The organism is Hahella sp. HN01 (assembly GCF_018986435.1).
Taxonomy (GTDB): Bacteria; Pseudomonadota; Gammaproteobacteria; order Pseudomonadales; family Oleiphilaceae; genus Hahella.
Genome location: NZ_JAHMIN010000031.1, coordinates 1 through 22,801 on the forward strand (window position 1 = coordinate 1; position 22,801 = coordinate 22,801).

Here is a 22,801-nt window from a genome sequence, read left to right on the forward strand (position 1 = left end):
CCGTTGGATCTGTTGGRTCYGTTGGATCTGTTGGRTCCGTTGGATCTGTYGGGTCCGTTGGATCTGTTGGGTCCGTTGGATCTGTTGGGTCCGTTGGATCTGTTGGGTCCGTTGGATCTGTTGGGTCCGTTGGATCTGTTGGGTCATCGTCATAAGAGGCGGTCAACGTCACGCCGCTATAGCGCAAATAACCGTGCAGCATGATGTGATACACGCCAGGTCTCACGACCAAGTCGTCACAGACCTCTTCATTGCCATTTTTGTAGGGACGGCAATCGTATTCAGTTAGCGTCGGATCTTCTTCCGCTCTGACGTACAGATCGACATCTCCGCGACCGCCTTCGATCTTGACGGAAAGATGCTTGGCGCCTTCAGGCACTTCGATAGTGTAATAAACCTTGCTGTCGGAAACGCCGTTCAAATCCTCAATCGGCTTGCCGTTGCCCAGCACGTTATCGTCGTCGCCATCGCCGTCATCGGGACCGTCTGGATCATCCGGATCGCCGGGATCAGGCGTGTCGCCGCCGACATAAGAGGTTACCCAGTCCTTGAAGCTGGGCACAGCGGTATATACGCCGTATTTTCCTGGTCTTGCGCAACCATCGCCCCAGCTTACGATACCCAGCTGACGGAACTCGCCGGCCTGGTTAACAAACAAAGGACCGCCGGAGTCGCCCTGACAGGAGTCTTTCCCGCCCTGCTCCAGCCCCGCGCAAAGGCTATAGTCATAAATCGCGTCGTCGCCGTAGGCCATACGACACTCATCGAGAGACACGACCGGCACATCCACTTTCTGCAGGATATCCGGGGAGCCGCCATTTTCACGTAACGCACCCCAGCCGATAACTGTCACGTCGCTGCCGGGCATAATGTCACTGGGGTCGCCCAGAGTAATGCGGGTGTACTTCTCATCCACTTTTTCCGACAGCTTCAGCAAGGCGATGTCGTTCTCCAGAGTCTGTTCATTAAACTCTGGGTGATTGATCACTTCCACCACTTGGATTTTCTGTGCGTCGCGCATGTCGTTCTGGTCGTGCAGACCGATGACGGCTTTGAAGCTTTCGGCAGAAATACCAGCGGTACAGTGCGCCGCAGTGAGCACATAATAATCATCTATTACCGACGCGCCGCACCACTGGCCGCCGTTGTATTGCAGATACACCATAAAGGGAAATTCGCCCTCGGCGGCGTCTTCACCGCCGACGATCTTGGGCGTCAAATTGCGATATACGCTTAGATCTTCCGGCGCGCTTGGGTTCGCGTAGCTCGCGCCGCTAAAGGTGAGGCCGGCAATCATCCCTGCCAGCAGGTTCTTTTGAAACGGTTTCATAGTTCTATCAGTTCATTGGCGATTGGTGTTAATAACATCAGGCAGCTTCTTCTAGATTATTCTGACAACTGCTACCTGCTTGATTCTGAACGCTAATTTCGGGACACAGAGACGCTCCCGCAACAGCAAACCAAATCGGCGCCCAGCCTGACCAAGCTAACACGCTCACAAAGTGGCCTACAATTCGGACAGATATGCTAGGAACCAGGGCCTACTCGCGGCGTTCGAGAGAATACCGCCAAGGCTAGAAACGACAGGGGGTTCAGCCAGGGTCGATACAAATGAGACTAGACTCTAATGCATCGAATAAGCGGCGAAATCTGCTAAGAAAAAGGGATATGCAACTATGTGATTGTGTCTCGGGTTTTCGCCGATAGGTGGTTGATGAAAAAGAGAAAATTGCTCGTTACGAACAATTGCCAGGGGAATGTTTGTAAAGACGCCGCACTGATGGCGGCGTCTGGTATGGAAAGCGGATTATCCCTGTACGGAGTCCAAGCTGTTCAACACGGATTGCGGAGCTTTCCCCATCCGGGAGCGTTGCGGGAACTCGCCGACGGGAATGCGGGCGGCTTCCTGAGTGGTAGTGTAGTCAAACACGCCCACCGTGCCCTCCACGCTATTGGAAACGAAGCAGTAGGCGCCATCAGAGCTGGTCGTCGCCCAATACGGAAGATCATAGCCATCCATAATGCGATCAGTGGCGAGGGTTTCCGTGGAAATGATCGCAACATAGTTATCGATGGTTCCCGCCAGACAGAGTTTCTTACCATCGCCGGACAGCGCCAGACCATGATGCGCCGAGTTCTTCGGGAAGTCGTCATAATTGGGATAGTTGGCTTTGCCGAATGCGCTGGCGGGCAATTCCACCGTATGAGTAATAGCACCCTGCTCCAGATCCACTTTCACAAATCCACGCAGATAGGAAAGCTGGGCGTACAAGGTTTTCTCATCCGGCGTAAACACATTGGGACGCACTCCCTGGGGAAACTTGATGGTGCGCAACAACTGCAGGGATTCCGCATCGACAATGCGTAATGAGCGCTCGCCTTTCATAAAGTTCAAGGCGTGAGGCAGCAATACGTTGCCGATACTGGTATTGTAGATGCGCTTGCCGTCCGGGGAGAAATCGTTTTGATGAGGAAAGTCTCCCGTAGCGAATTCGCCTGTGCGTCTGCCGGTGACGGCGTCTATCAGAAAGGCTTTCTTGGATGTGGAATCGGAAACCACCAGCGTCCCGCCATCGGGAGAAAGCGCCGCATGGTCGGCATGAAATCCCGGCACTGGATGCCGCCACAGCATGCGATGTCCCGGCGCGGTAAGATCAAATGCGGCCACGTCTCCCAGATAGCCCCGGGAGACATACAACACCGTCCCGTCCGGCGACAGAAAAACGTCGTCAACATTGCGTTCGCCTCCGTTTTCATTAATAAACGCATCGTACAGCAGCTTCAGAATGCCCATCTCGCTGATGCGTTCCTCCTTATCTTCCGTCACATTCACCGACCCCAGATTGAGAAAGGTGTATGGATCTATAAAGCTGACAGTCCCGCTTTGCGCATTCCCCACCAACAGCACATCCCGCATTTCCGGAGCAGCCGCTGACGCCTCCGCACTCGCTACGCCAGAAACGCCCAACGCCAGCGCGAGGGCCGTCACGCCTAACGCCAGTTTCCTGAATCGCCTCTTCAGGCCAAAACCGCGGATATTCCCCTTGGCGCTTACCGCCCTCATCAGACCCGTTTTATTCTTGCGCATCGTTTCAGCTCCTTGATCTTGTATGCTTTATTAGGTCTTTTCTGGTACGGCTCACTTCTCCAGCAATGATTTAAAAGAGCTCTTTCCCCTTCAGCGAAAACAACCGCCGCTGAATGAACAGGGTTCAAATAAGCTCAACCTGACTAACACTAACTGCACTCAACAGAGCGATACTGTCGCCTTTCCGACTTTTCTGTAGAGGGATAAGGTTCAGATGCGATTGACGACTGATTGGTGATAGCCCTCAGCCGACTCCGTAAAGGATGACTATTTGGGTAATCTGGAGTTTGACTATTAACTCTTGTTAATTCATATTATTTCCGGGATTTCAATCAACAGTGTCATCATGTATGCGAAGGGAAACGCTATGCTAACACGTCGAACAATCACACCACGTCTTGTTTCATCATTCATCCGCGTCAGTAGTAGTCCGTGACAGTGCATCTCGGCCATATTCGAATCCGACATTAGTATTCCAAATATCAAAGAGCACACAAAGCAAGACCTACAAAGCGATCAGCCGCATTAACGCTTTCTCTAAATAACCAAGATCATTATTCATAGAAAAAGTTGTTTCTTTAGAGTTGTACAGAAGACGGAAATATAATGAAGCTATCGTGCTGCTGAAAAATACGCCTGTAGACTGATCTAAGGAGGCGCCTCATCATAGATTGGACTGAATGGACAAAGGCATAACGCCGAAACCTTTGATTAACTTTATTCAGCTAATTATTTAAAAACATGAAAAATATAAAAATTTTAATAGCCGATGATCATCAAGTATTTCGGCAGGGACTAATTTCTCTTATTAGTAATAGCTCAGAAATAGAGATAGCGCATAATTGTGATAACGGTACAGAGGCACTGACCTTTATTGAGAACCTTAAACCAGACATTGCCATATTGGATATTTCCATGCCTGGGATGAATGGCCTTGAAGTTATGTCACATGTTTTGGCGGCAGGACTCAACACCCGAATTATTTTTCTCACTATGCATAAAGAAATCAAGATCATCGACCACGCGATGGTTCAAGGAGCATCAGGCTATTTACTTAAAGACGAAGCGTTTGAGCATCTTCTAAGTGCTATCGATCTGGTTTCGCAAGGCAAAATATACCTATCTATAGAGCTGAATAGCGAACTGGCCACTTATCGGTTAAACCGGTCCCATGAAGGCTTAACCACGAGAGAAACGGAGATAATTCACTATATTTCCAATGGACTTTCCAACAAAGAAATTGCCAAAGAGTTACATATTTCACCAAGAACAGTCGACACGCACAGAACGCGACTAATGAGAAAGCTTGGGCTACACCGAGCTACTGATTTAGTGCGGTACGCTATTAAAGAAGGATTAGATATATAGAGTATTAAAAAGAGCAGCCTGATTCAGGCTGCTCTTTTTAAGGATCCTATTCGGACTCTGGCTCTAACTCCATGCCATTTATACTCCCAAGCCTAGATATATAAAAACAACCAGTGATACTACCCGCATCGTTTCCAGTATTTTGCATAACCCCAGTAAAATTATTTACACCTGTATTTTTAGCTGCATAGACCGTATTGTATGTGTTATTACTCTTATATTGAAAAATAAGAACATGATCAAGTTTAACTTTCTTCTCCAAATACCGGCCTGATCCACCCCCTGAAGTTGCGAACACGCCTTTACTTTCAGAGGCGTCGCTGGATTCTTCCGTAAACGTTAAAACTGACGCCTTATTAGTGCCATCGCACCCGTAATCATAAGCCAAGGTCCATTTTCCAGACATGTCCGCCATCGCGGATGAAGACAAAAAAGTCATAGCAATCATTGCAAATAATTTTTTCATAAGAAACTACTCCTTTAGCAGTTAAAGTGGCGATCTAACATTTAATTCACTCCCTTTAAAGCTACAAGTGTTTTTTGAATTAAATGGCCGACTTGAACTTTACCCTGTGAGTCAGACCTTGTATTTCGAGTGAATACTGTATTTAGTGTAAGGAAGACGCTCTAAGTATTAATCAGATACGTAGCTTCTTCGGAGTAACTATCACTTTATTTGGCCGCTTTTAAAGGCCCGCTGAGATAACGAATTGAGCCTGGTTTATAGAAGGCTGACATTTACGACTGGCGGATCACAATAATCGATAAATCATCCGCCAATGCCCCACTTTTATTGCGCGCCAAATCAGCGAACTGCGACGCCGTCGCGTTACTGGCGAAGTTCGCCAACTGTTTGATTTGCGCCAGCGAGGCGTAATTGAAAAAACCGTCGCTACCGACGACTAATACTCCCTGGAGAATCATCGGACCAAAGCCGATAGGAACCGCTTCGCCACATCCTAATAAAGGCTTGCGATGTTGCAGTTGCGTCAATTCATACACAAAGTCAGGGTGGAACAGCCAACATTGAGAGTCGCCGACACTGGCGCCAATCACCTCGCCGTTGGTGACTTTACCAATCACCGCCGTCGTCTCACCCAAGGGGGACGTAGCCGCAATTTCACGATCCCAACGCCGTAAATGACGCTCAAATTCATCTGGCGAATTCAATTCTTCTTCAAACAGCCGAGTGAATGCGTTAGCCACATAGTCTGAAGCTTCTTTACCTCCAGCCAGGCCACCTGCCCCATCAGCGATGCAGAACCAGATGCAACCGTCTTTTTCCTGTACAAACAACACATCCTCACCATGTGAGGAATGGGCTTCAAGATAGTGAGACAAGTCGAAGGGCGAGAATACATCCACGATGGCGTTATACTCGGGAATATGGTTGAATTTTATCGTTTTTTCACAGTGATAGTATAATCGCCGCCTAACAGGCGTTTCTCTTAAAGCTTGGCAATATCACTAGAAGCACAGCCCGCTCCGTCACCTTTTTGTCGGCGACTTTTTGGCTGCCTGATTGGAAATGAACAACCGTCATTCCACGAACTAATATGGACTAACTTATGAAACTGGATATTCAGGAATACGCCAACAAAAGCGTACTTTGCTGGCTGGCTACATCAAGTCTTGAGGGAGAACCCAATGTCTCGCCGAAAGAGATTTTCCTCGCCCTGAATCCCACGACATTATTAATCGCCAACATCGCCTCTCCCATCAGTCAACGCAATATCCGCGCTAACCCCAGAGTTTGCGTCAGCTATATCGATGTCTTTGAGCAAAGAGGCTGCAAAATAAAAGGCGATGCGCGGGTAATCGAGCCTGCAGCTCCAGAATGGAATGACTATCTGGACCAACTTAAAACATTGGCGGGAGATAACTTCCCCATCAAGAGTATCTTTGAGGTCAGTATCTCCAAGTCCACCAGCATTCTCGCCCCAAGCTACCTGCTTTTTCCTGAGATAAACGTTAAACAGCAGGTTGAAAGCGCGATGAAGACTTATGGCGTCGAGATGAAGGCCGATTGAGTATCGGCTGTCGCCAGGAGAGCTTAACGGAGCGTTAGGCTCTATCACTCACAATTTCCCACTCCTTTTCAAAGCCCTGGACGGTCAAATAACCACTAATGATCGTCATCAGCCTTTCCACCCAAAATGGGACGTTAGCATCGTAGAGTTTTCCACTCTCGCCATCAGCAATGGACTGGTCCAGCATCCACCAGAAGAACTCCGCCAGTTCAGTTGCCTGCTCCGGCGTCGCCACCGATGCGGAGCTTTGTGAAAGGCCCACGATAAAGGGGGCGCCAAATCGCAGAGCATAATGCGCCATGACATCCTGAGCGGCTTCATCCCGACCACTGAAATCTATCATTTCTCACCACTCAAAACCTGTAACGCTTTCGGCGACTCAATAGAGAAACGATCTTTTGCAATAAAGCCTCTGGCGCCGCAGTAATAAGTACGGCAGGCGCCGTCGACATCCTCGAACACCAAGGACTCATCTTCCAGATAAATGCGGAACACACATTGGCCCACATCCAGGTCACGATATTCGTATACGCCGCTTTTCGCCTGCAATGCTTCGCCTTCAACGTTACAACTGTGACCATTCGCATGATTGGATTCGTAGGCGAATTGCAGCACTCCGCCGTTATCGCTGCTGACTTCCAGATAGTCGGGAACCTGCGGCGCATCTACCTCGCCCACCAGTTGGCGCTCATATCTGGCGCGGAATAAACCCCGCATGCCGCCTAACTTGCCCAGCAGCTCAATGCGTCGCTCATAGGCGTTGCGCAGGCAGTCTGCGTCTACACACAGGTTGCGCGCCTCTTTCAACCACAATGTCTGGCTGAATTTTATCTCTTTACCGAACTGAGACTCTCTGGCCTGCTTGTATGCAGCAGCCAGCTGTTCATCCAGGTTAGACAGGTTTTCGTCTTCGCATATCAGCGTTTCAACGCTGGACGACGCTTGAGCGCAATCAAAACTGGCCGCGGCGCATATCGCGCCGTTAAAAAGCAGGAATGCCGCGCTGACGGAGACAAGCCCGTATCTGCGCAGCCTAGAAATCAATTTCATGTAAGCTGAATTTACCTTTATCCAAATCTTCAAAAAACCGCATCAATCCATATTTTACGGTATAGAAGCCAACCTCATCCCAAGGCAGATCATCTTTATTAAACAATTGCGTCCCGGAGGTCTCAGGACCATGAGGGCCGGTATCCTTCAACTCCGCCAGATACAGCATATACACCTGATTGGCGTGCGGCAGATTGGCCACCAGAAACAGATCTTGCATCGCCACGATAGCGCCGGATTCCTCCATGGTCTCCCGCTTCGCCGCGTCCCGAGTGCTTTCACCATTCTCCATAAATCCCGCCGGCACGGTCCACATCCCTAACCGCGGCTCAATGGCCCGCTTGCATAACAGCACTTTGTCGCCCTGATACACCAGACAGCCCGTTACGACTTTGGGATTTTGATAATGAACATATCCGCACTGATCGCAGATATGACGGGAATGACTATCGCCGGCGGGTGTGGCCAGACTGACCGAACCTCCACATTGACTGCAGTACTTAATATCCACTGAACTACACCTCTTGAAATGATTATTAAGTCACTTGAGACTGATCAATCCGCACCCAAAAATCAATCATCAGGACAACGTCGTCTCCGATTTACCCTGGCGGACGGCATTGTAGCGAGTGGAGGTCCGGCAAGCCCGTAGTTTAAATATATGAGTTTTGGTGATTTGATTACGTAGTTTGATTGCTTAATGGGTCGCGTCATTTGAGGCGAGTCACCGCAGTAGATTCATGCGGCGCCTGCACCCTCGGCGTCAACGAACTTAGATAACGTCCCTTCTCATACGCAACCAGTAGAGTCCATAAACGCCATAGACACATGCGACGCCTATCAGAGGCACAAGAAGTACTTTCGGATTTGAAAAATCAGTTTGGACCCATTTAGTAACGATGGGAATTGCGAGCACGGCAAATACGGAAATGCCTAATATGTGCACAGACACTGGCGGCCGGGAGTTTTTAAAATACTTCATTCTGCGCAGTAAACTACCGGCGCTAATGGCGAACATTCCCCAAAATACGAATATCAGCCCTAAATAAAACGCTTCTCTGGTGCTGTTAAGTCCAAAAACCGCCCCCGCTAATCCCAATACACTTATGACAACAAAAAATACCGCTAAATACATGTGCTACCGACCAACGTTCCCTTATCTCTGTTTTAAATTCAGCCGTAGCGTTTCCAGTTCAATACTTCACCGCGCCAAGCTGCTATGGGGGCGGCATTGTAGCGATTAGCGGTTTCATAATCCCGTTGTTTATAAGAATTCCTGGGACCTAATTACGGTCGTCGATTTCTCGCCATTGTTGGTAGATATCATCCGGCCACAGGCTTTGGAAATAGGCGACCAACGCCAGTTTCTGCTCCTGATTGAACTTGTCGCCAAAGGCCGGCATTACGCCTCCTACCGGCGCACCGCCATTTTCGATCGTCGCTAACAGCGTTTCCATGGGATGGTGCCACGCATGCGCTGTTCCGTTCAGCGGTGGGGGCGGATAATGTCCATTGGCGTCCGGCTTCTTCCAATTCTCCGCCAGCCCTTGGGCGCGACGCCCATGACACACCCCACAATTGGCTTCAAATAAGGTTTTTCCTGTTTCAGCCTGAGCTTTTGTGTACCAACGGCCGGTGTCTGTTTGGGGTTGCGTGCAAGCCGATAATATCAGCGTTAAGCCCAGTCCTATCGCCATAGCGAACCGACGGTATGCCGCTCGACACTGCACTACTTTCATGTTTAAGGTCATAACTCCAATACCCTCTTGAGCCGCTCTGCAACTTCTCGCGAAGGCGTGCGAATATTTCCAGAGCTATTGATGTTATTTAAGTGGTAATTCGCGTGCGCCATAACATGATGGTTAATGTAGTGCAGGAAACTGTCATACCTATATTCGACTTCCTTTGCGCCGGGATACCAAAATACTATTCGATACTCCTGTATCGCCTCGTTCCAATCGCTTGTATCAATACAGTCACAACATCGATCATGACCATGATTAATCACTATATACGGCTTTGGTTTGGCGGCCCGCCATTTATCGCCATGAGCCCTTCTGCGCAACCTGCGAAATATCCTGTTTACTCTGATGATATGGTAGTGGTTGTAGTAGTCTTCCCCCAGGCTGGCGAAGAAACTGCCAAATTTAGCCGATAGCATTGCGAAATCTATCAGTCCTTGGGGCAACGAAAATCCAAAGTGTTCATTGACCCGGTTAATGCTGTCCAGGGTTGGCTTTTCTTGGTGACAGACATATCCGCTCACCATATCATTAACTTCGGCCAGCTTTTCCAGGCTATACATCATTTTCGCATCGAATAACCCCGCAAGGCGGAGATATAAGCCGTCTTGTCGAAGTAGAAAGGACCGGTTCTTTTCATCCAGTCATTTTGGCTAAAGCCTTGTCCCCAGTTTGATTCCCATCTAATGTCGCTCCATTTTATCCGGTCACCCATGTCTTCTACCTTTACCGTTACTGCGCCGCAACCCAATTCCGCACAACAACCGCACAAATAGAGGGGAACGCGTCCTGACGCCAGACATGAAGGCATTCTCAGTAGTAGCTGCTTCGCATAATCACGGTCAACTTCAATAGCGCTGAAGTCGTCATTTATCCCTAGATGTTTCGCCAATCTGATATTGCCGATCTTGTAGTCAGCAAAGGATCTAGCCTTGTCTCTAGAACTTGGGGCGCTATATATTTCCAGTGTGTGCATGATATGTATGACGTTACAGCTTGCTCAAAAACAGGTGCTTTCAGCTTATCATTTTTCGCCGCACGAGACTCGACTACCAAGCGTTAAGCCACGCATCCCTGCGCAGCTTCTGGCGAAGTTATCGCGACAGGGATTATTTCACCGTCACGTCGCCGTGCATGCCCGCTTCATAGTGGCCGGGTAAGTTGCAGGCCATTTCGAAGGTTCCGGCGCTGGCGAAGGTCCAGACGATTTCGCGGCTTTCGCCGGGTTCCAGGGAGACGGAGGCGCCATCGTCGTGTTTCATGTCAGGCATGGCGCGCATCATTTCGCCGTGGGCGCGGTGTTCTTCTTCCGTACCCAACGAGAATTCATGACGCACCTGACCGGCGTTGGTAATCACCAGTTTCACGGTTTCTCCCGCTTTGACTTCGATCGCCCCCGGTTCGAATTTCATGGCGTCGGTGGTTTTTATCTCAATGGAGCGGCTTACTTTGGCGGCGTCGCCAGGGGAGCCGGCCGGGGACGCTTTCGACTCGTGATGGTGAGAATGGTCATGGCCGCCGGAAGCAGCGACTGTCACACTGGCGCTCATCAACAGCGCGCCGATCATCCAGTTTCTATTTAACATCTTTTTCTCTTCTTGCTTCGTTTTACTTAAGGATTTGTTCACTGTACTACTCGATCCAGTCGTCCCTGCGGAAATGACATCAGGAATGTAAAGACTCATGCCGATCTTCCCGTTGGAAGCCCCGTTCGCTTCCAAAGAAAATACAACGCGGGTATCACCAGTAGCGCTAACGCTAATGTGCTCAGCATGCCGCCTATCATGGGGCCTGCGATGCGCTGCATGACTTCTGAGCCGGTTCCCTCACCCAGCATGATGGGAATCAGCCCCACTACGATCGCCGCAACGGTCATCATAATCGGCCTGACGCGCATCCCCGCTCCCTGCATTACTGCGTTCAGCAGGTCTTCACGATTCAACGCCCGCCCCTCTTCAATCGCCTTCTCCCGCATCGCCGCAAAAGACTGATTCAGGTACACCAGCATCAACACGCCAATCTCCACCGCCACCCCGGCCAGGGCGATAAAGCCCACGCCAACGGCCACGGACAGATTGTAATTGAGCAGGTACAACAGCCACACGCCGCCCACCAGCGCAAACGGCAGCGTGCCCATAATGATCAAAACCTCAATGAAGTTGCGGAAGTTCATGTACAGCAACACCACGATGATCATCAAGGTCAGCGGCGCCACCAAAGTCAGTTTTTCTTTGGCCCGCAGCATGTACTCATACTGGCCTGACCAGGCAATGGAATAACCCGGGCGAACTTCCACCTGCTCTGCGACCACCTTCTGCGCCTCCGCCACGTATGACCCCAGGTCTCGACCTTCGATATCCACCAGGGTCCATCCGTTCAGGCGGGCGTTTTCGCTCTTGATCGCCGGAGGGCCGTCATCGATGTATATGTCCGCCACATCCGCAAGGGCGATGCGCTGTCCTGAGGCGGTGACGACTGGCAGCAGCTTCAACTGCTCCACGGAATCCCGGTAGGCTTGCGGATAGCGAATATTTACGGGAAAACGCTCCAGCCCTTCCACCGTTTCCGTCACATTCATGCCACCTACCGCCGCGCTGGTGACATCTTGAATGTCCGCCACCGATAAGCCATATCGCGCGGCGTCGGCGCGACGGATATCCACTTTGACGTAGCGCCCGCCCGCCACTCTTTCTGAGTACACCGAGGCCGTTCCCGCCACTTTCGGCAACACTTGCTCCAAGCGCTTGCCGATCTTCTCGATTTCCTTCAGGTCCGGGCCGGAGACTTTCACGCCCACCGGAGTTTTGATGCCCGTGGACAGCATATCGATACGCGTCTTGATCGGCATGACCCAGGCGTTGGTGAGGCCCGGCAGCTTCACCAGCCCATCCATCTCTTTGCGCAGGCTTTCCGGCGTCATGCCGGCGCGCCATTCCTCACGGGGTTTCAGTTGAATAAACGTTTCGATCATGGTGAGCGGCGCGGGGTCCGTCGCGGTGTCCGCCCGACCGATCTTGCCGAACACGGAAACCACTTCCGGCACCGTGCGAATCAGCTTGTCCGTGCGCTGCAGCACTTCCCTCGCCTCTTCGATGGACACGCCGGCGTAGGTGGTGGGCATGTACATCAGATCGCCTTCATCCAGCGGCGGCATGAACTCTGCGCCCAGCTTGTTCACTGGCCACAGCCCCACCGCCAGGATCACGATACTGAACAAAATCACCAGCAACGGATGCTTCAGAACGCCTTTGATGACGGGACGATACATCGCCGTCAGCAGACGATTCAGGGGATTTTTATGTTCAGGCGTCACCTTGCCACGGATAAAATAGCCCATTAGCACCGGAACCAGAGTGATCGCCAGTCCGGCCGCCGCCGCCATGGCGTAGGTTTTAGTGAACGCCAGAGGGGCGAATAATTTGCCTTCCTGCGCCTCCAGCGTGAATACCGGCAGAAAGCTCATGGTGATGATCAACAGGGAGAAGAACAGCGGCGGCCCCACTTCCGATGCCGCGTCCGCAATGACTCGCCAGCGGTTTTCAGCGGTCAAAGGCGTGCGCTCCATGTGTTTGTGCACGTTCTCCACCATGACAATAGCGCCGTCCACCATAGCGCCGATGGCGATGGCGATGCCGCCCAGGGACATGATATTGGCGTTGATGCCCTGATGCTGCATGACGATAAAAGCCACCAATATGCCGATTGGCAGACTGACGATGATCACCAGAGAAGAGCGCAGGTGGAACAGGAACACGGCGCAGATCAACGTCACCACGATAAACTCTTCCAGCAGTTTCTCGTACAGGTTGTGCACCGCTCTTTCGATCAGGTGGGAGCGATCATAGGTGGGAATGACTTCCACGCCCTCAGGCAGGCCCTTCTTGAGCTCTTCCAGCCGTTCTTTCACTCCTTCTATGGTCTTTTGCGCGTTCTCGCCGAAACGCATGACGATCACGCCGCCGACCACTTCGCCTTCGCCGTCCAGTTCAGCAATACCTCGACGCATCTGCGGGCCGATGACAATATCCGCCACGTCTTCCAGCAGTAACGGCGTGCCGTTGACATTCAACCCCAGGGGAATCTTTTTCAACTCGTCGATGCCCTGGATATAGCCGGTTACCCGCACCATATATTCCGCTTCCGCCATCTCAATGACCGAGGCCCCGCTCTCCCGGTTGCCCTTCTGGATCGCCGACTTGATGTGCGCCAGAGGCACGCCGTAGGCGCGCAGACGATTCGGGTCCACCTGCACCTGATACTGTTTGACCATGCCGCCCACCGTCGCTACTTCCGACACGCCGGGGACCGTCTGCAATTCGAACTTCAAAAACCAGTCCTGAATCGCACGTAACTGTCCAATGTCATGACCGCCGCTGCGATCCGCCAACGCATAGGCATATACCCAGCCCACCCCTGTGGCGTCCGGCCCCAATTGCGGTTTGGCGGCGAAAGGCAGTTGCCCCGATACCTGACTCAGATACTCCAGCACACGCGAACGCGCCCAGTACAAATCGGTTCCGTCCTTAAATATCACGTAGACATAGGAGTCCCCGAAAAACGAAAAGCCCCTCACCGTCTGCGCTCCCGGCACCGACAGCATAGCGGTGGTCAGTGGATAGGTCACTTGATCCTGCACGACCTGCGGCGCCTGCCCCGGGTAGGAAGTCTTGATAATGACCTGCACGTCAGACAGATCGGGGATGGCGTCGATGGGGGTATTGCGCAGAGAATGCCAGCCCCAACCCACCAGAATAAAGGTCGCCAGCATCACGAAAAATCGGTTGGCGACCGACCAGCGTATGATGGCTGCGATCATTGCCCGCCCTCCGTTTGCATCGCGTCAGACGCCGGCATGTCATGGTCCATGGAGTGATCCATCTGCATATCCGCTTCCATCTCAGCGTCCTTTGCGCTGTTTTCCGCACCCATAGTCTGAGCGGCCGGAGCGGCGGCGATGATATCCAGCGCAGTCACCTGGAAATCCGAAGGACTGCTGCGGGAGATTTCGAAACGCACACGCTGACCGGGCGCGACATCTTCCAACGGCAGCCCTTCGACCGTCGTGAAGTCCATGTCCATGGAGGGCCAGTTCCACGCCTTCACCGGGTCGTGGGAGATATTCAGCATGCCGTGGCCCGCCATCACACTGTTGATGGTTCCTGTCGCCCACACCGTACTTGGCGCAGCATCCTGTTGCGCACTTTGGCTGGAGGATTCCAGCGCCGCCAGCGCGACATCCACTTTGGACTCCGAGTCGATCAGGAACTGTCCCGAGATCACCACTTGATCTCCCGCCTTCAGCCCTTCCAGCACTTGCACGCGATCGTCCGCTTCCACCCCCAGTTTCACGAACGCGGGACGGTAACGGCCGTCGCCTTCCGACAGCACCACACGATCATGGCTGCCAGTGCGTATCACCGCCTCACGGGGAATAGATAGTGCTTGGTCATCGACTTTCGCCTGCAAGGTCAGGTCCGCAAACATATTGGGCTTCAGGGTCAGGTCAGGATTCGGGAAACGCAGGCGCACGCGCAGAGTCCGTGTTTTGGCGTCCAGCACCGGGTACAGGTAGTCGACCTTGCCTTCCCAGGTGCGTCCCGGCGCCGCCGCCACTTGCATGACGACCGGCTGTCCGGCTTTCACCCAGCCTGCCTGCCGCTCAAACACCTCCGCAATCACCCAAACTTGCTCCAGCCCGCCAATGGACATGATTTCCGTCGCAGGTTTGATGAACATGCCTTCCCGCACCATCAACGCATCCACCACGCCGCTCTGTTCCGCGTACACACTGATGCGCTGGTCCACCGAGCGACGTTTTTCCAGGCGACTGACCTGCCCATTATTCAGGCCCAACGATAACAAGCGCTCCCGCGATGCTTTGAGCAAAATATTGTTGGCGCTGCGCAGCGCCGCCAGATACTCTTCCTGCGCATTCACCAGCGCCGGGGAATAGATTTCATAGAGCTTTTGTCCCTTGCTGACCGGGTCGCCGCTGGACTTCACATTCAGCGCCTCAATCCAGCCTTCCACGCGACTGTGCACATGGGTCAGACGGTCTTCGTCAAACGCCACATAACCCACGGTATGAATCGGCAACGTTAATTGCCCCTGCTCCACCTTGGCGACGCGCACGCCCAGATTGTGCTCCATGGTGGGGTTGATGGTGACGCCGCCGTCATCGTTCTGGCCCTGAGCGTCTTCTTCATAGACTGGCGCCAGATCCATGCCCATGGGGGACTTGCCGGGTTTATCGCGGCGGTAATTGGGGTCCATGGGCGCCACCCAGTACAACGGCTGCTTCTCCCCGCCTGACTCGGCGGCGACCATATCCCCCATCGCCCCTATGTCTCCCATCAACGCAGTCAGCGCCGGATGCCGGCTGACGAACAGGCCGGCGACAAAGGCGGCGACGATAAAAATTAAACTGATCACTAAACGCATGGGTCACTCCTTGAAGGACAGGCTATCGATGGGGGATTCCGCGGCGAAGAAGTAATCGAGTCTCGCCAGCGCCGCGCGGCCGTCGATATCAATGCGTAACTGTTCCAGCCTGAGCTTCTGTACGGTCAGATAGGCGCGCATCACTTCCGCAAAGTCAGCCGTATCCGACTGATAGGAAGATAACGCCGAATCAGCCTGGCTTAACGCCTGAGGCGTGATCTGCTCCTTGTACAAGCGACCGCGCTCCTGAGCCTGCCGCCAGCGGCTGAAGGCCACTTGCGCCTCCGCATCCAACATGCGCAGCATTTCCAGGCGCCGACTGCGGCTGGCTTCCTGATTGCGCGCGGCGGCTGAGACGCGGCGATCCTGTCGCTGTCCGGTGAATAAGGGAAGTTGCACGCTTACCGCAGCGGAGAAAAAGTCTGCGCGCGCGGAGCCGTCCATATTCTCGCCGTCGCGCCAGGCATAGCCCACGTCCACGCCCCAGGACGGCTTGTAGGACTGCTCGGCCAGCGCCGCATTGGTGGCGGACATATCCACTTCCGCATCCAGGGCTTTTACCGCGGGATGCGCCAGCAACGCGCTTTCCAGCGCGCCGACATGAGGCGCATTCAGATCCGGCAACGCCGCGTTCAGCTCTCGGCTCATCACTTCCGGGCCAACCCAGCGAGCCAGCCGCGCCAGCGCTTCGTCTTCTTTCTGGCGAGCGTTGATCAAACGGTCGTTGAGCTGACTCAATTCCAGGTCAGCGCGCAATACGTCCTGCTGTTTGCTGCGGCCGACGCTATACAGGGATTGCGTGACTTCCTGCAGTTGCTGAAACAGTCCTTCATCCTGGCGATAAACCTCCTGGGCCTGCTTCCAATACAATGACTCCAGCCAGGCCAGACGCACTTCGCGGCGCACCTGATGGGCGCGGTCCTGGGCCATCCAGCGTTGGGCGACGGCATTCTGCTCACCGCGACGGCGGGACAGGGCCAAGGTGTCCCCCGCCGGGAATTTCTGTCCCAGCCCGACGCGGAACTGCGTCATGGGTTCCTGATCTGTGGCGAAGGTGTCGGTAGGCAGGTTCAAGGCGCCCAGAGACAGGCTTGGGTCCGGCAATTGTCCGTCCGCCACCGCCATGTCTTCACTGGCCTGGGATAACTGTTGCAGACGCGCGATATCCGCGTCTCTTTGCACCGCCAGGGTTTCCGCCTGCGACAGAGTCAGGCTCTGCGCGGACGCGGCGATGCTCCAACCCAACAGCAGGCTGGATAGAAACAGGTTTTGCAACGGCTTCATGGGAAGCTCCAATCTCAATGATCATGCCGTGCGACGCAGCAAAAGCCGGTCGCAGTTCCAGAGCCGGCGCGCGCGTATGCGCGGAACGACGCCGACTACGAGCTCAATTGAGTATTGGCGCTATTTAAGATATGTACAGTGGATGTCTTGCAGGGAGGGAGGTTTGGTATCGAGTTTGTGTTCACGGTAGCGTGCGCGACATACTCGCACCACACGTGCGATCAAAACCAGCCAGAAAATGAAAATGGCGGCCGCCAGAATCAGTTTCAATATCTGCGAAGGCTGCGCGCCAGTGGTGGAGTCATGCTCATCGCAGCAGTCCATGGATGGCGCCCCATCGGAGGCCTGAGCCATCTGCTGGCCGGCGATGTCTTTGCCGGTCATGTCTTTTCCAGATAACGGCATAGCGCCACCATGATGCTCATGCCCGCTTTGCAGCTGCGGCGCACCCTGAGACGTTCCGGCCACCGGCGTCGACGCGCCAGCGCAGGCGACAAAGCTAGCGCAAAGCAGCCACAGGGCCAGCAATGGCTTTATCAACCAGCGATATCGTTGCGGGAAACGGCTCAGCATGGGGTAAGGAGGATCTCTTTCTAACTTCTACTCACAGTTACTAGCTTCGTTCTGAGAGTCACAGGGACAAACTGAGGCTAATGTTACTCTTTACATGCGCACTTATGTCAACTTAAAAACTTGATATATGGAGCAAAATTAATAGTGATGTCATCAAGCTGAACCCAGTTCTCAATTTCCCGCAGGGATATGATGTGCAGGAAGAGATATTAGCAGGCACGGCTGAGGCCGGGAGCGAAAAGGAAACGCGACGGGGAAGAGAAAAGAAGACAATGACGAACCGAAAAGTGACCGCGGAGAAACAGCGTCCGCGGTCAGACGGCATGGAGCCGTCGCTGGGGTCAGGTTACTTCAAAGGAGTATAGGTCACTTTCAGGTTATAGTTGGAGGTTGCGCTGCTGTAACCGCGCACCATCACATAGGCTTCCTCTTTTCCTGCCGGAACCTTGAGATCGCAGGTTTCGTCAGAGCCGCCTTTGTAAGGACGACAGTCGTAGTTGCGAGTGGTCGGCGCTGCGCCGAAACGCACATACAGGTCAGCGTCGTTAGTACCGCTCATCGCCGCGCTGAAGTCCGTGCCCGGCTCCACTTTGAACGGTCCATGATTATCCGCCTGACTACGTCCGACACTGCCGCTGAAGTCTTCAGTCACTGGATCTTCAGGATCTGGATCAGGGTCAGGTCCGGGGTCATCGCTGAAGTTACCCTTCGCCAGTTCCGCCACATAAGCCGCCGCCAGTTTGCCGAAGCCCACCGCGTGGTTGGCGTTACCGCCGCTCTTGTCCAGGGTGTCCTGAGCGGAGTGAATGTGAGGGTTGGAGCCGTTGAAAGTGGACTCAAACGGGAACGACGCCGCGTAGCCCTGGTTGGTCCAGGAAGCATGGTCGGAACAACCGTAGCCGCATTCGCTGTATCCCACGGTGACGGTCGGCTGATAAGTGGTCACCAGATCCGCCAGGAAGTCGTTCTGACCGGAGTTGGTATAGTCCTGCATGATATAAATATCGCCGCTGGAGCCTTTGTAGTTGGTCATGTCCAACTGCAACACGCCTACCACGTTCTTGCCCTGGCTGCTGTAGGACTGAGCGATCGCCTGGGAGCCGCGCAGACCCACTTCCTCCGCCGCGTAGGCCATGAACGACACCGTGCGGTCCGGCTTATAACCCGCTTCCATCGCCGCCTTGATGACGGAAGTCAGCGTCGCAATGCCGGAGGCGTCGTCGTCCGCGCCAGGAGCGCGAGTGCCCTCGCCAGTGCCGAAGCCTGCAGTAGAGTCTTGATGCCCGCCGAGCACCACGATTTCATTGGGTTTGGTTTTGCCCTGAATCGTCAGGATAACAGACGGCTGACGCCAGCTGTGATTGAAAAACTCCACTGTGACATCGCTGCGCGAACCAGCCAGCGTCTGCCACTTGTCTTTGATCCACTGAGCGCCCTGCAGGCCGGTCTGGGTGGTGTAATAACGGTTGGTGAAGTTGGCCAGGCTCTCGATGGTGGAGCGAATATCAGATTCCTTCACCTTGCCCTGCATGGCTGCGACCACTTCCGCGTTATCAATGCTGTAGTCCACTATCCGTGGCGCGATGGCGGGCGCCATTAATGAATCATACAACGCCGCGCTCTGCGCGGATTCCTGAGAAGCATGCGCGATGAAACCGCCACAACGATTCAGCTCGTGGTGCATCATCTGCGAAATTTCAGGAATCCGATCTTCGCTCACTAGAAACGCGGACACGCCATTAGCGGTAAAAGTTCTCGCCCGGTTCGCCTCGATCACCTCCGGAAAATGCCGCTTAATGGCTGCAAAGCCATCGGCGTCCGTGGTAATCCATACATCATCAGCAAGAGCGAGTTGCGACGCCGCCAGCAAAGCCGGTACGGTCAGTCGTAGGTACTTGTTCATTAAGTATCTCCATTACTTAGAAGCCATTCCTACCACTACAGCCGGTCAACCACGGTCAGTGGGCCGCCGCAAGGAAAAGCAAACGTTTTATTAGGCCTATTTAGTAGTTATAGAGCCCGGGTTGTGCCCGGTCGCTCACGCCAGTGACCTGCCAGCCGGTAAGCCTGCGATCACTGATCAAAAAACACTCTAGTAACGGATCGTCAGTTTCACAATAGTCCCTACAACCTAAATTCAAAATTTGAGGTAAGAAACATGGATTAAGCTGATAACTATGGGCTTGCAAGGGTGTGACAAAATGTCGCATATGCTCTTTTTTTAATGCTTTTATTTCATGTAGTTATAAAACACTAAAATTTAATGACGCATATTTGACGCACCAGCAACTAACAGCATTAAGGGGCAATCTATGACGAGTTTAGTTGTTGGCGGGGTCATTGTGGCCTTACTGGCGGCCACTATATGGGGAATATTTCGTTCTGACGGAGAATGCGAGGCATGCGGAGCGAAGGCGGAGACTAAAATTTCATCGCGGGAGCTATATATCCAGTGCGCTGAAAACTGGGATGATGTCGGCGGGCCTTAACAGGTCCATTCCACTCGGATGGAAGCTCCAACATACTCAGGTTCTATACAAATTTCTAAGCGCTAGAGCGATTAAAAAAATTAATATACTAGAAACCACATCTTGAATTATTGCAAAAACATGCACGCAATCAGAAATCTGCTGCGCGCTTCCAAATAGGGTTACCAGTGCGTCTTCTCTAGCGTCTCGGGATGCGGGATAAAACGGTATCGTATGCCCCATTGAAAGGGTAAGTCCCGACACAAAGCTAACGTCAGGTTGATCTGACAAACTCCAATATCCCCCCCCAAAGATCAAAAAGGAGAATATCAAACACAGTAATGGTCTCAACACACTTCTTCCATAGTCACTAAAAAGGTCGTACAGGAAGAAAAAAAATAATCTAACACCAGTTATCCCTCTCCAATAATCGCTTCTCATTTCCTTGGCAAAAAAATCAAGTGCGCTCTTATGGTCCTCGGCTTCTTTAGCTAATTTCTTCAGCCTTCTATAACATGTTGAAGAATCAGGGCTTACTGCTTGTTTAAAAATAAAAAACCAACTAAAAAATCGCTCAAATATAGCCGAAACCTGTGAAATTCTTCTGATTACTTTTAAGTCTACAACCTCACTTCTATGACAAATTTTCGTTTTGTCCAAATCAATCGGACATTGTAGCTTGGAATGTCTTAAGTCGATCACTTCCGGCACGGAGATACCAGAAATTGATAGAACACCATCGAATAAAGAAGAAGACATATCTATTGCATTAACACCCACCACACGAGCAGGCTCAAAAATAAACACACCTTTAGAATAAATAGAATTCAAATAAACATTACACTCATCAAACTCGCAATTCCTAAAACTTGTTTTTTTACCGCGAAACCACGTTGAAACAAATGTTGCATTATTACATCTAAACTTTGAAAACTCAAAAATAGAATCACAATCCTCCAAATCATTCTCGCAGAAGTTAAAATGCTCACCTTCTACAGTAACATTTTGAAAATCGAATCGCCCCCGGTGAAACTTAGTACCAACAAAAGAAACGTTTCCCGAGAATTCGCAATCTGTAAAATCAACTTTTGAAAGGTGAAACTTCATATTATTAAAAATGGCATCCCCCTCAAACCTTGATTGATTGAAGCTTACATTTCCTCCCTGAAAAGAGGCGTGACTAAAATCAACCACTCCATTTCCGAATTTGCTTTTACAAAAACTTGCGCCTAGCACGCCAAATTTAGTATCACGAAACAAAACTTCATCCGCATTTTCAAAGCTCGCACCATCAAACTCCAACCTTGAAGTCTGTACATTCAAACCACTAAAATCATAAACCCCTTTTCCAAATTTCACATTAGAAAAACATAACAAGCAGCCTGAAGGGATTTTAAAGCCAGTGAAATCAAGCCCTTTATCTTCCAGTATAGAAAAGTCACAGGAACTAAAATCAAGCAATGATTCTGAAGCTAGACGAGAATTCCACGCAGAAACCCCTGAAAGGTATAGTTGCAAGGGATCTTCAATTGTTTTAGAAAGATTCCTTCTAAACATGATAGTCACTCCTCACATCATAACTTTATTCACTCAACTCATCCATATCTCAATGCTGCAACTACGCCGCCATTATTTCAATAATCGCGAATAGTTTATTACTTTCAACTTATTCCACCCAAACCGGTGTTGTTTCCGCTTGATAAAAGTGCAAGCCCCTATTTATTTTTGACAAGAACCGTATTGAATTAGCCCTTACCATCCTGTTTCCTTCAGAATTCTCAWCACCAAATATACTAACAAAAACTTTATTAATCTTACTGTCATATATTTCATCAAAAATATGTCGATCACTTTCATTCATTGAATGACCATATACAAAAAGAGCTCCATCAAGCTCTTTTAATTTCTGAAAACAGAAGCTCAAATATTGATTATTCTTTATTTTACTCTCTTTCTTTGAATACGTAGGCTCTGAAACAAAAAGAGGAAATTTACCTACTTCAAGATTCTCCCTTACCTGCTCCATTATCGTCTTAGATCCATATACACCATCAATAAAAACATGCTTCTTAACATGCTGATCACTTTCAAATAAATGAAGGCCACCATGCAAAAAAAACACATTTTGTGAAGTGCCAATTCCTATCCACTCTCTATCTCCTCTAAAGCCATCATCTGAATCAAAGTCCCGGGGCTCAATATTCTTCATATTTCTTGCCCAATAAAGCAATAAATCGTAATTCACAGTGAATATATTCGAAAAAATATTCAGGAAATTCCTAACAGTAGAAAATTGATTATCTGTAACTTGATGAGGAAGGTCTGGATGTGTCCGTGAGATAACTGATACTAATTCGCCTTTTAAAATCTCCATGTCGCGACGAAGCTGTTCCAAGGTCCTTGGTTCCACATTATATTCAGTTAGTATAAGTTCACTTCCGAGAAGTTGCTTTGCAACCGCTTCAAAGTCATAAGTTTCTAATCGATTGAATACAGCTCGCAATACTTGGTCCCTACCCCCAAAGTTTGCGGATTCCAGTAAGTTTGCGTAGTTGAATATATTAGGGTCCCAAGCCTGAGAGAACCCATTCCCTAGTAGAATAGAGATATCGCCCTCTTCATCAATCATATCAAGGGCTTCCTGAAAACTTAGCATCTTTGCCCTCCCATTTTTGATTAGCACAGGTAGACAAACTATAGGCTAATTCCACCTATGTTGCAGACAACAAACGGTGGCTTAAAGTCGAAGGGGGGCGC

General features: G+C 51.4%; 19 protein-coding genes. 2 read left to right on the forward strand and 17 right to left on the reverse strand.

Features of this window, described 5'->3' with window-relative positions:
- Positions 1 to 1,330: trypsin-like serine protease (locus KP814_RS24250; protein WP_216739201.1), on the reverse strand; the 1,330-nt coding region annotated here is incomplete at its 3' end.
- Between the two features lie 477 nt (positions 1,331 to 1,807).
- Positions 1,808 to 3,088: a YncE family protein gene (locus KP814_RS24255; protein WP_216739202.1), complete on the reverse strand. Its 1,281-nt coding sequence runs from the start codon at positions 3,086 to 3,088 to the stop codon at positions 1,808 to 1,810.
- A gap of 741 nt (positions 3,089 to 3,829) precedes the next feature.
- Between KP814_RS24255 and KP814_RS24260 the strand changes: the two genes are divergently transcribed.
- The gene (locus tag KP814_RS24260; RefSeq protein ID WP_216739203.1) at positions 3,830 to 4,456 is read left to right on the forward strand and encodes a response regulator transcription factor; all 627 of its coding nucleotides are present in this window, start codon (positions 3,830 to 3,832) and stop codon (positions 4,454 to 4,456) included.
- A gap of 46 nt (positions 4,457 to 4,502) precedes the next feature.
- Here the strand turns inward: KP814_RS24260 and KP814_RS24265 are convergent, their stop codons facing one another.
- Positions 4,503 to 4,922 (reverse strand): hypothetical protein, encoded by a 420-nt coding sequence (locus KP814_RS24265; protein WP_216739204.1) that lies wholly within the window; start codon positions 4,920 to 4,922, stop codon positions 4,503 to 4,505.
- A gap of 272 nt (positions 4,923 to 5,194) precedes the next feature.
- On the reverse strand, positions 5,195 to 5,821 hold the full coding sequence (locus KP814_RS24270) for a protein phosphatase 2C domain-containing protein (RefSeq protein WP_216739205.1): 627 nt from the start codon (positions 5,819 to 5,821) through the stop codon (positions 5,195 to 5,197).
- Between the two features lie 203 nt (positions 5,822 to 6,024).
- Here KP814_RS24270 and KP814_RS24275 point away from each other — a divergent pair, with 203 nt between their 5' ends.
- Positions 6,025 to 6,486, forward strand: coding sequence for a pyridoxamine 5'-phosphate oxidase family protein (locus KP814_RS24275; RefSeq protein WP_216739206.1), 462 nt, complete (start codon positions 6,025 to 6,027; stop codon positions 6,484 to 6,486).
- A 34-nt stretch (positions 6,487 to 6,520) separates the two neighbouring features.
- Here KP814_RS24275 and KP814_RS24280 read toward each other — a convergent pair whose 3' ends face one another.
- The 13 genes from KP814_RS24280 to KP814_RS24340 form a co-directional block, all read right to left on the reverse strand.
- On the reverse strand, positions 6,521 to 6,829 hold the full coding sequence (locus tag KP814_RS24280; protein ID WP_216739207.1) for a hypothetical protein: 309 nt from the start codon (positions 6,827 to 6,829) through the stop codon (positions 6,521 to 6,523).
- Entirely contained in the window at positions 6,826 to 7,536 is a 711-nt protein-coding gene (locus KP814_RS24285) for a lysozyme inhibitor LprI family protein (RefSeq protein WP_216739208.1), read from the reverse strand. The genes KP814_RS24280 and KP814_RS24285 overlap by 4 nt, the downstream gene beginning before the upstream one ends.
- Complete coding sequence (locus KP814_RS24290; protein WP_216739282.1) at positions 7,520 to 8,041, reverse strand: NUDIX hydrolase; 522 nt, start codon at positions 8,039 to 8,041, stop codon at positions 7,520 to 7,522. Before KP814_RS24290 ends, KP814_RS24285 begins: the two co-directional genes overlap by 17 nt.
- Positions 8,042 to 8,819: 778 nt before the next feature.
- The gene (locus KP814_RS24295; protein ID WP_216739209.1) at positions 8,820 to 9,287 is read right to left on the reverse strand and encodes a cytochrome c; all 468 of its coding nucleotides are present in this window, start codon (positions 9,285 to 9,287) and stop codon (positions 8,820 to 8,822) included.
- Complete coding sequence (locus KP814_RS24300; RefSeq protein WP_216739210.1) at positions 9,284 to 9,841, reverse strand: SMI1/KNR4 family protein; 558 nt, start codon at positions 9,839 to 9,841, stop codon at positions 9,284 to 9,286. Before KP814_RS24300 ends, KP814_RS24295 begins: the two co-directional genes overlap by 4 nt.
- 546 nt (positions 9,842 to 10,387) lie before the next feature.
- Entirely contained in the window at positions 10,388 to 10,864 is a 477-nt protein-coding gene (locus KP814_RS24305) for a plastocyanin/azurin family copper-binding protein (protein ID WP_216739211.1), read from the reverse strand.
- A 95-nt stretch (positions 10,865 to 10,959) separates the two neighbouring features.
- Positions 10,960 to 14,094 (reverse strand): efflux RND transporter permease subunit, encoded by a 3,135-nt coding sequence (locus tag KP814_RS24310; protein ID WP_216739212.1) that lies wholly within the window; start codon positions 14,092 to 14,094, stop codon positions 10,960 to 10,962.
- Complete coding sequence (locus KP814_RS24315; protein ID WP_253938616.1) at positions 14,091 to 15,719, reverse strand: efflux RND transporter periplasmic adaptor subunit; 1,629 nt, start codon at positions 15,717 to 15,719, stop codon at positions 14,091 to 14,093. The genes KP814_RS24310 and KP814_RS24315 overlap by 4 nt, the downstream gene beginning before the upstream one ends.
- Before the next feature lie 3 nt (positions 15,720 to 15,722).
- Positions 15,723 to 17,003 carry a TolC family protein gene (locus KP814_RS24320; RefSeq protein WP_216739213.1) on the reverse strand — a complete coding sequence of 427 codons (1,281 nt, stop codon included), beginning with the start codon at positions 17,001 to 17,003 and terminating at the stop codon, positions 15,723 to 15,725.
- A gap of 120 nt (positions 17,004 to 17,123) precedes the next feature.
- Positions 17,124 to 17,576, reverse strand: a complete 453-nt coding sequence (locus KP814_RS24325; RefSeq protein WP_216739214.1) for a hypothetical protein — start codon at positions 17,574 to 17,576, stop codon at positions 17,124 to 17,126.
- Between the two features lie 346 nt (positions 17,577 to 17,922).
- Positions 17,923 to 19,479 (reverse strand): M20/M25/M40 family metallo-hydrolase, encoded by a 1,557-nt coding sequence (locus KP814_RS24330; RefSeq protein ID WP_216739215.1) that lies wholly within the window; start codon positions 19,477 to 19,479, stop codon positions 17,923 to 17,925.
- Positions 19,480 to 20,101: 622 nt separating this feature from the next.
- Positions 20,102 to 21,601, reverse strand: coding sequence for a pentapeptide repeat-containing protein (locus KP814_RS24335; RefSeq protein WP_216739216.1), 1,500 nt, complete (start codon positions 21,599 to 21,601; stop codon positions 20,102 to 20,104).
- 109 nt (positions 21,602 to 21,710) lie between these two features.
- Positions 21,711 to 22,700, reverse strand: coding sequence for a DUF4917 family protein (locus KP814_RS24340; RefSeq protein ID WP_216739217.1), 990 nt, complete (start codon positions 22,698 to 22,700; stop codon positions 21,711 to 21,713).
- Positions 22,701 to 22,801: the final 101 nt, after the last annotated feature.